Below are 9,546 nucleotides of genomic sequence, written 5' to 3' on the forward strand. Positions count from 1 at the left end.
GACAGATCGACCGGAGAACCGTAGCGCAGATTTTCAATCTGCGGTATCGCCGATTTCCAATCGGCAGGGCGCCGGCAAGTCCCAGCGTGCTCGGACTGGGAGACGCCCCGCAGAATACAATTCTGCGCTACGGCAGAGTGCAACTCTGCGCTACGAGCTTTGTCGTCCATCCCGCGGACCAAGCAGTAACTGAGGCGCTATTCGATGTAGGGCGGCGCTGCATCGACGGAAGACCGGCTGCGCGGCAACGCAGCCCCACCAGGTTCGCGTGAAACCGCGGACGGGCTATCCGATCTTCTGTCGCATTTTCAATCGTGCCTTCCTCGAAGTGTTGGATTTGCCGATTCTTGGCGCGCCTGATATCAAACCCTCACCATGCGCCCGCGCCATTGGATCGAAATCATCATTGCTTTCATGGTTTCCACTTCTCCTGTTCTCGCACAAGGAGCGCGTTCGCCTTCTCCCTTTCATGACTGGCCTGTCTATGGCGGCGATCTCGCGGGCCGGAAGTATTCCGCCCTCAGCCAAATCAACCGCACCAACGTCAAGCAGATCAAGCCTGCCTGGATTTACCGCTGCGACGACATGCGCGAGCGGCCTGCCACGACCATCGAATGCAATCCCATAGTGATCGATGGCGTCATGTTTCTCACGACGCCTGGACTGAAGGTGGTCGCTCTGGATGCCGCCACTGGGCAGGAACGCTGGGTGTTCGATCCCTGGAATGGGCGCGGCGGACGCGGGGTCAATCGCGGCCTCACTTACTGGTCGGCGGGCGATGACAAGCGGATCTTCTTCGCCGGCGGGAATTTCCTCTACGCCATCAACGCCACGAATGGCCAGGTCATCGGTTCGTTCGGCACGGAAGGCAAAGTGGATTTGCGCGACGGCCTCGACCGCGATGTGTTTTTTCTGTCCGTGAGCGCAACCTCCCCCGGGATCGTTTACAGGGATTTTCTGATTATGGGCTCGGCGGTTGGCGAAGGCCCATCACCAACAGCGCCCGGCCACATCCGCGCGCTCGACGCGCGCACCGGGAAGCGCCGCTGGATTTTTCACACGATTCCGCATCCGGGGGAATTTGGCCACGAGACCTGGCCGACCAACGCCTGGAAAACCGCCGGCGGCGCGAATTGCTGGGGCGGGATGACGCTCGACGTTGAGCGCGGCCTGGTGTTCGCGGGCACCGGTTCGGCTGCGTACGACCATTACGGCGGCAACCGCGCTGGACAAAACCTTTTCGCCAATTGCGTGCTGGCGTTGAAAGCGGACACTGGCGAGCGCGTCTGGCATTTCCAGGTCGTGCACCACGACGTCTGGGACTACGACATCCCCTGTCCTCCCAATCTCGTGACGGTCACGCACCAGGGCCGCCGGATCGACGCGGTCGCGCAATCCGGGAAAATCGGCCACGTCTTTGTGCTGGACCGCGAGACGGGTCGTTCGCTTTTTCCGGTCGAAGAATGGCCCGTCCCGAAGTCGGGGATTCCTGGCGAACAAACGTGGCTCACGCAACCGTTCCCGACCAAACCCCCGCCGTTTGCCCAGCAGCGCTTCACCGAAGCCGAAGTCACGGACCTGAACCCGCGCGCGCGCCAGTTCGTTCTCGAAAAACTCCAAGGCATGCAGACCGGGGACATTTACATTCCTCCTGGCCTCCGGCCATCCGTGGTGCTTCCGCAATTCAACGGCGGCGGCGAATGGGGCGGCGCGGCGTTCGACCCGGAAACGCACCTGCTCTACGTCAACGCGAGCAACGAAGCCGAATGGATTTCCATGGCGCCCTCGAAGCCGCGCGCAGAAGTGACGCTCGAAGAATTGGGCAAACTTCTCTACGGCACGATCTGCTCCGCCTGTCACGGCTTCGAGAAGCCGAACAATCCGGCTTCCCCTACGCTGGCCTCGCTCAAAACGGTGCGGGAGCGCATGACGAAGCCGCAACTTCTAGAATTGATTGAGACCGGGCGCGGCCAGATGCCAAGCTTCGCCGCGCTTTCCGCTTTGGAGAAGCGCGCCGTGGCTTCGTTCTTGTTCGGCGACGCGGGCAACGAACGCATCTCGATGCAAGACGCCAAGCTGAGTTTCGCCGACGAAATTCCGTTCGTGGCGACGGGCCATCACGACTTCCGCGATCCGGAAGGTTTTCCCGTGAACAAACGGCCCTGGGGCACACTCACCGCCATCGACCTCGACCAGGGAGAAATCCGCTGGCAGGTGCCGCTGGGAACGTATCCGGTGCTGGAGAAGCGCGGTTTGCCGCCGACGGGCACCTTCAACATCGGCGGACCGATCGTGACGGCGGGCGGATTGGTGTTCATTGGCGCGGCGATGGACGAACGGTTCCATGCTTTCGACAAAGCCACCGGCAAGCTGCTTTGGGAATTCCAGATGGAAGCTGGCGGCTACGCGACGCCTGCCACGTTTGAAATCAAAGGCCGCCAATACGTCGTGATCGCCGCAGGTGGCGGTGGCAAACCGGAGACCAGGCCGGGGAATGCGTACTACTGTTTCGCCCTATCAGAGTGATCAAACCGTACTGCGAGACAAGGTTTATCGGGCGATGCTGCCGGTGGTGCTCCAACGCCTGAGCAAGATCTCCGATCCGGCGGAAGGTTGTTAAACGAGCGGCGCGCGGCGGGGCGAAAGCTAATCGCGTAACCCATTACTTCAGGCCCATCTCGGTCTTGATCTGTTCCCAGGGAATATTTTCGCCAGGTTCAGCCAGGGACACTTTTGCGTCTTCCAAGTCCTGGCGGTCCTCGGAGGCCTCGCGAATTTCCTCGGCGCGTCGGCGTTCAAACCACTCCGCCAGCCGGAGGTAATCCTCCGTCGGGAGTTTGTTGATCGCCAAGACGATGTTGTGCCTCGCTCCGGCTCGCAAGGACTCATCGGGAATCTCCACCGGAACGTCCAGCCGCAACGTCACGTTCGCGCCTTGCAGGTATTCCCGCGCGGAACGTCCGACGTAATCGACCAGATGCTCCAAGGTGTCCAACTGCGGGTCGGTCGCCCAAACGACCTCATCCAGGCTGCGCAGGGCCTGGCGAGCCACGGCTGCGGGCCCGGCGGCCTTCGCCACGACCGCTTCCGCAGGCGGCATCCCAGAACTCTCCGCCTCCTGAGAAATGGCCAGCCTCGACATTGGGATCCGATTTCGTCATGCAGGTCCCGGGCGATCCGACGGCGCTCGTGAGCCAGCGCCTGTTGGGTCTCCAATTGGTGGATGCGACGCGTGAAACCCAATCGCCAACGGTGAATTCCCCAGCCGAGCAAGGCGAAGACCGACAAAGCTGACGCGCCGGCGCCAAACTGAAACAAGCGCGTCTCGGGCCATTCTTCAAGCGGTTCAACCCGCGCTCGGTGCCGATCCAGAGCACGCCGTCCTTGTCTTCGTGCAGAGCCCAGACGTTGTTGTTCGAAAGGCCGTTGGTCACGGAATAGAAGCTCATCACACCGGGGCCGAATTCCTTCGACCCATCCAAGCGTGTCCGGTTGATTTTGGCCAATCCGCCGAATCTTCCGCCAGACGTGTGCAATCGTCGGAGACAAACGCGGGATCTTTCAGGTGATTGAAGACCGCGAACTTAAGGCCGTCAAACCGTGCCAACCCGCGTTGCGTCGCGATCCAGAGGTAGCCGTCCCGGGTCTGAAGGACGGCCCGGACCGTGTTGTGGGGCAGTCCTTGGTCCGTCGTCCAAACGCGCTGTCGAAACTCGCGCGGAACACCGCTCGACTCGGCGGCATCCAACGTTAGGGCAGCGAGTGCTGCCGCTATGCAGAACACGAGTGACGAGTCCCAGCATCTCCGTATCAAACGTGAGTCTCCTGCGCTGGGCATGGCGGCATACTACTTCAAGCTGCAGCAGGTTCAATCTGGACTCCGAAATTCGGGGCGGATCTCAGAATGACAACAGGCCGGCGGTTGGTCGTCCCAAAGACTTGTACGTGAAATGTTGCTGTGACCAGCGGAACCGGCGTTCCCAGCACATTCTCCCCACCGGTTCCAAGCGCCCGGGCGATCCTCCCCATCATCTTGGCCTGCTGAAAGAGGGATTTGTCGTGACGAAGGAAAACGAAGTGGCTGCGGCTTCCGACATGGTGGCAGTGATAGACTCGGTCTGTACTCTATCACACACTGTTCAAGGGTCACTGGACAACCATATCATAATCATTATTATTGCGCGGCCTTCTGGCAGCGAGATTGCTTCGCGCTGAGTCCGGCGTTATTTTGCGCTTAGCGCCCGTGAAACGAATTTCAACCAGCCACATCCTGGTCGCGTTGCTTGCGGTTTTCACCGCGGCGAACGTGGACGCGAATGACGGAGCGTCTCCGGCTTCAAAAGCGGAAAGCCCGACCGTCAGCCCGGAGCACTCTTCTCACTCGCATTGGGCTTTCAAGCCACCCGTTCGTCCGGAGGTTCCAGAGACAACAACGCGGACGTGGATTCGAAATCCCATCGATGCCTTCGTCCTTTCGCGGCTAGAGAAGGAAAAGCTCGCGCCCTCGCCTGAAGCGGATCGCCGGACGTTGATTCGGCGCCTGAGCTTCGACTTGCTCGGCTTGCCCCCTCGGATCGAGGACGTGGATGCGTTCGTCGCGGACAAACGCCCGGACGCGTATGATCTGTTGGTGGATCGGCTCCTGGCCTCGCCCCATTTTGGCGAGCGTTGGGGACGGCATTGGCTCGACCTGGCACGCTATGCCGACAGCGACGGCTATGAGAAGGACACGGCCCGGCCTTACGCCTATTTGTTCCGCGATTGGGTAATCGACGCGGTCAATCGCGACTTGCCCTTCGACCAGTTCTCCATCGAACAACTCGCGGGTGACCTTCTACCCGGCGCGACCGAGGCGCAGAAGATCGCGACCGGGTTCCATCGGAACACGCTCACGAACAAAGAAGGCGGCGTGGACCAGGAAGAATTTCGCTGCAAGGCTACGGTGGATCGCGTCAGCACGACGGCCACGGTTTGGCTCGGCTTGACGGTCGGTTGCGCCGAATGTCACAACCACAAATATGATCCGATCGCGCAGCGCGAGTTTTATCAGCTTTACGCTTTCTTCAACAACGCCTCGGAGAAAGATCTGCCGGCGCCGGGCCCGGCGGAGCTGGCGCAATACCGGCAAGAGAAGGAGCGTTGGGACGAAGAACGCGACCGGCTTCAAAGCGAACTCGCGGCTTACCTTCGCGAAAAGGCGGCCGCCAATCAGACGGCATGGGAGCAGAAGGTGAAGTTGCCCGCCGAACGCTGGGCGATTCTGACGGTGACAAAAGCTGCGTCGGCGGGTGGCTCCGATTTGAAAGTCCAGAACGACGGCACGGTCGTCGTCACGGGGAAGAATCCGGACAAGGACACTTACACCCTCGAAGCGACGACTGATTTGAAGAACGTCACAGGCTTTCGGCTGGAAGTGTTTGATGATCCGGCGCCCGGGAAAGGCCCAGGACGAAGCAGGAATGGGAATTTCGTCTTGAGCGAATTCAAGGTGAATGTCGAACTGGAAAGTGAACGCGACTGGAAATCGGCGGCAACTGGCCCAGCCACACCTCAAGAAAGCCGACGCGCTGGTTCCCCTCACCCTAACCCTCTCCCCAAGGAGAGGGAAAAACAGGCGGCCCCTGCAGCTACATCTGATCGCTCCAAACCTGCCCCAGCGCTGGAATCGACTCTCCCTCTCCCCAAGGGAGAGGGCCGGGGTGAGGGGGAAGGGATCGCCAAACCGATCGAGGGATCAGAACACCGAAAGAGTCGAGCAGTTACTCCGATCACGCTCCAACAGGCTTCAGCGGATCACGCCCCGAAGGATTGGCCGGTCGAAGGCGCGATTGACGGCAACGCCAAGACGGGCTGGGCGATTGATCCTCAATTCGACCAACGCCACGTGGCCGTTTTTGAAACAGAGGAAAACATCGAGGTTCCCGCGGGAGCGAAGCTGATTTTCCATCTCGATCAGCAATACGGCAGCCAACACACCCTCGAACGATTCCGTCTCGCGGCGACGAGTTCATCGGGTCCGTTGAAGGCCGATCTCATGCCCGACTCGATTGTCTGGATTCTCGAGACACCCGTCGAGCGACGGACTCAGAAAGAGAAGGACGCGCTGGCGAAATACTACCGCGAAGTAGTCGATCCGAGCACCCGCACACTGAACGGCCAGTTGGTGGCGCACGCGAAGAAGGAATCCAAGTTCCCCGAGACCAAGGCGCAAACGCTCGCCGAGAACGAAAAGCCGAGGCAGACGTATATCCATATCCGCGGGGATTTCCTGCGCAAGGGTGAGGAAGTGATGCCCGGCACTCTCGCTGTCTTGCATGCGTTCAAATCGCGCAAAGTAGGGCAGGCTTCCAGCCTGCCTCCCGTCGAGAAGCACAGTCAAGAAGGACCATCATCGGGAAGCAAAGAAGGGACAGGCTGGAAGCCTGTCCTACCTGATCGCCTGGATCTCGCCGAATGGCTCTTCGACCCCGCGAATCCACTCACCGCCCGCGTGACCGCCAATCGAATTTGGAGCCGCTTATTTGGCCGGGGATTGGTCGCGACGGAGAATGATTTTGGCACGCGCGGCGAGTCGCCTTCGCATCCCGAATTGCTCGATTGGCTCGCGACGGAATTCCAACGCCTCGGTTGGAGCCGCAAGGAGTTGATCAAGTTGATCGTGACTTCCTCCGTTTACCGACAATCGTCGGAGCCGCGAAGCGAGTTGCTGGCGCGTGATCCGAACAACCTTTTGCTCGCGCGCCAAAGCCGCTTCCGCCTCGAAGCGGAATGTGTCCGCGACGCCTTCCTGAGCGCCGCCGGCCTCATCAGTCCCGTCATTGGCGGTCCGAGCATCCGGCCGCCTTTGCCTTCGGACATCGCGGCGCTGGGATACGCAAATTCGGTCAAGTGGAAAGATAGCGAAGGCGCGGATCGCTACCGGCGCGGACTCTACATTCATTTTCAACGGACTGTGCCGTATCCGATGTTGATGACCTTTGACGCGCCGGACTCGAACGTCACATGCACGCGCCGCGAACGCTCCAACACGCCGTTGCAAGCGCTCACGACGCTGAATGACCCCGTGTTCTACGAGTGCGCTCAGGCCTTAGGCCGGCGAATCGCGGGTCAACCGGCAGCCGATGCTTCGGATCAGATCAGGCGTGTGTTCGAGCTTTGTTTGTCTCGACCTCCCACGAAGGCAGAGTTCGATCGCTTGACCAGGCTGCACGAAGATTATTCCGAATTGATCCGTCGCGCTCCGGAGCAGGCCGCGCCAATCGCCGGCAGTCACGGAGGGGATGCCGGCCGGTCTGCTGAGATCGCCGCTTTGGTCGGCGTGGCGCGCACGGTCATGAACCTGGATGAATTTGTGACGCGAGAGTAGTAGTTATGGAATCGAATTTCAGAGAAATCGTTCAACTGACTCGCCGCGATTTCCTCACCTCTACCGCGAGCGGTTTGGGCGCGCTGGCGTTTGCCTCCATGCTGAAAGCCGATGGTTTGCTGGCGAAGGACCCTGCGCCCACGGCCAGAAACCCGCTTGAACCCCGGCCGCCGCATTTCGCGCCCAAGGCCAACGCCTGCATTTTCATTTTCATGGAAGGCGCGCCGAGCCAGATGGACTTGTTCGATCCCAAGCCGAAGCTGAACGAATTGCACGGCCAAAAGCTCCCCGAATCGCTCGTCAAAGAAGTCCGCTTCGCGTTCATCCAAAAAGATTCGGCCGTGATCATGGGCAGCCCGCGCCAGTTCACGAAGCACGGCCAATGCGGGATGGAGCTTTCCGATCTGCTGCCGCACCTTGGTTCGTGCGCAGACGACATTGCGCTGATCCGCTCGATGCACACGGATCAGTTCAATCATCATCCCGGCCAGTTGATGATGAATTGCGGCGTCGCGACATTCGGGAAACCCACGATCGGCGCCTGGTTGAATTATGGTTTAGGCAGCGTTTGCCAGAATTTGCCCGGCTACGTGGTGTTGACCGCGGGCCGAGGCACCAGCGGCGGCGCGTCCCTTTGGTCGAGCGGATTTCTCCCCTCCAATTACGCCGGCGTGTTGTTCCGCAATCAGGGCGATCCTGTGCTCAACTTGAGCAATCCTCCCGGCATCACATCCGAAATGCAGCACCTTGGCCTCGACGCGATCATGGATTTGAACAAGCTGCGGATGAAGACGGTGGCCGATCCGGAGATCGCGAGCAGGATTTCCGCATACGAACTCGCTTTTAAGATGCAGACCTCCGCGCCGGAATTGATGGATTTGTCCGGCGAAAGCAAAGCGACGCTCGAAGCGTACGGCGTGGACCGGGACGATCCGCGGTTGAAAGCGGATCGCGGCGGCGGGCCGGGACAGTACCGGGCGTTTGCCCGAAATTGTTTGCTCGCGCGACGTTTGGTCGAGCGTGGCGTGCGTTTCGTCAACATTTATCATGCGTCGTGGGATCATCACAGCAACCTGAACGCGGAGTTGAAGTTCAACGCGGGCATGGCAGATCAACCCATCGCAGCGCTCCTGAAGGACCTGAAACAGCGCGGCCTGCTCGACACGACGCTCCTAATTTGGGGCAGCGAATTTGGCCGCACGCCGCTCGGCGAAAACCGGATTGGCCGCGAACCAAACACAGGGCGGGATCATCATCCGTTTGCATTCAGCCTTTGGATGGCAGGCGGCGGGGTCAAAGGCGGCCAGGTGATTGGCGAGACGGACGAGATCGGCTGGAGCATCGTGAAGGAACCAATTCACATCAACGATTTCCACGCGACGATCCTGCACCTGTTCGGCCTCGATCACGAGCGCTTGACGTATCGGTTCCAGGGGCGCGATTTCCGGCTCACGGACGTGGCGGGCAAAGTCTTCGAGAAGCTTCTGGCGTAGCCGAAACAATTCTCCTGTTGGTTGGTGGGCGACGCTGCCGCGGAGCCCTGCTTTCCTTCTTCTGATTTTTTCACGCCCTGGGGCGTCCCGATTCACCCGGTTGTTTCCCATGGTTGGGAGAGAAGATCGGCAACACCTGCGCCCGCGTCTTCGGATCATGCTGGAAACGGCATTCTAGCCGCAAAAGATCTCAAAGATCACAAAGAGCAAACGAGTTAGGTGCGTTAGTTCGTTCACCCAATCGGTGAGCCTGTAAACTGCCGTGAGCTTCTTCACCTTGCGTTCTTTGCTCTCGCGGCTACTCAAGCGCCGGATTTCGGATCATTCACCAGCGTCCCTTCCTCCTCTTTGTGCTCGCGTTCTTCCTCCACGTCGAAGCCGGCGTTGCCCAGGATCGTTCGCTGCGACAACGGGCCGGAGGTCAACAGGAACTTCTGCATCTCGTGGAACAGCTAACGCCCCTCAGCTAAGGGTCTGTGCAAAAATAAATTCCGGTTTTGCTGGAGGCGATTTCGCTTTCTGGCGAGGCACGACGAAGGAGCATAGCCAGGGCTCTGCGACTGAGAGCGTGTCCGAAAATTGCGCGGGGTCCTGCGGCGAGGGATTTTGGCTGTGGCCAAGGCGGCGAGGTCCGAGCATCCCCAACGCGGGCTGTAAGGACCGAGCCAACGCAGGCCACGGACAAAA

At 60.1% G+C, this 9,546-nt stretch carries 6 protein-coding genes; 3 read left to right on the forward strand and 3 right to left on the reverse strand.

Features of this window, described 5'->3' with window-relative positions; genetic code table 11:
- Positions 1-375 precede the first annotated feature (375 nt).
- Positions 376-2,526 (forward strand): pyrroloquinoline quinone-dependent dehydrogenase, encoded by a 2,151-nt coding sequence (locus FJ398_22140; GenBank protein MBM3840609.1) that lies wholly within the window; start codon positions 376-378, stop codon positions 2,524-2,526.
- 136 nt (positions 2,527-2,662) lie between these two features.
- Here FJ398_22140 and FJ398_22145 read toward each other — a convergent pair whose 3' ends face one another.
- Genes FJ398_22145 through FJ398_22155 form a run of 3 tightly spaced genes read right to left on the reverse strand, consistent with a single transcriptional unit; the run spans position 2,663 to position 3,838 of the window.
- Positions 2,663-3,100, reverse strand: coding sequence for a hypothetical protein (locus tag FJ398_22145; GenBank protein MBM3840610.1), 438 nt, complete (start codon positions 3,098-3,100; stop codon positions 2,663-2,665).
- On the reverse strand, positions 3,021-3,449 hold the full coding sequence (locus tag FJ398_22150; GenBank protein ID MBM3840611.1) for a hypothetical protein: 429 nt from the start codon (positions 3,447-3,449) through the stop codon (positions 3,021-3,023). Before FJ398_22150 ends, FJ398_22145 begins: the two co-directional genes overlap by 80 nt.
- Positions 3,449-3,838 carry a hypothetical protein gene (locus tag FJ398_22155; protein ID MBM3840612.1) on the reverse strand — a complete coding sequence of 130 codons (390 nt, stop codon included), beginning with the start codon at positions 3,836-3,838 and terminating at the stop codon, positions 3,449-3,451. Before FJ398_22155 ends, FJ398_22150 begins: the two co-directional genes overlap by 1 nt.
- 339 nt (positions 3,839-4,177) lie before the next feature.
- Between FJ398_22155 and FJ398_22160 the strand changes: the two genes are divergently transcribed.
- Together FJ398_22160 and FJ398_22165 are read left to right on the forward strand one after the other, a co-directional pair.
- The gene (locus tag FJ398_22160) at positions 4,178-7,366 is read left to right on the forward strand and encodes a DUF1553 domain-containing protein (GenBank protein ID MBM3840613.1); all 3,189 of its coding nucleotides are present in this window, start codon (positions 4,178-4,180) and stop codon (positions 7,364-7,366) included.
- 5 nt (positions 7,367-7,371) lie between these two features.
- A complete protein-coding gene (locus FJ398_22165) occupies positions 7,372-8,859 on the forward strand; it encodes a DUF1501 domain-containing protein (GenBank protein MBM3840614.1) in 1,488 nt (495 codons plus the stop codon).
- Positions 8,860-9,546: the final 687 nt, after the last annotated feature.

It is taken from the genome of Verrucomicrobiota bacterium, from assembly GCA_016871535.1.
GTDB lineage: Bacteria > Verrucomicrobiota > Verrucomicrobiia > Limisphaerales > SIBE01 > VHCZ01.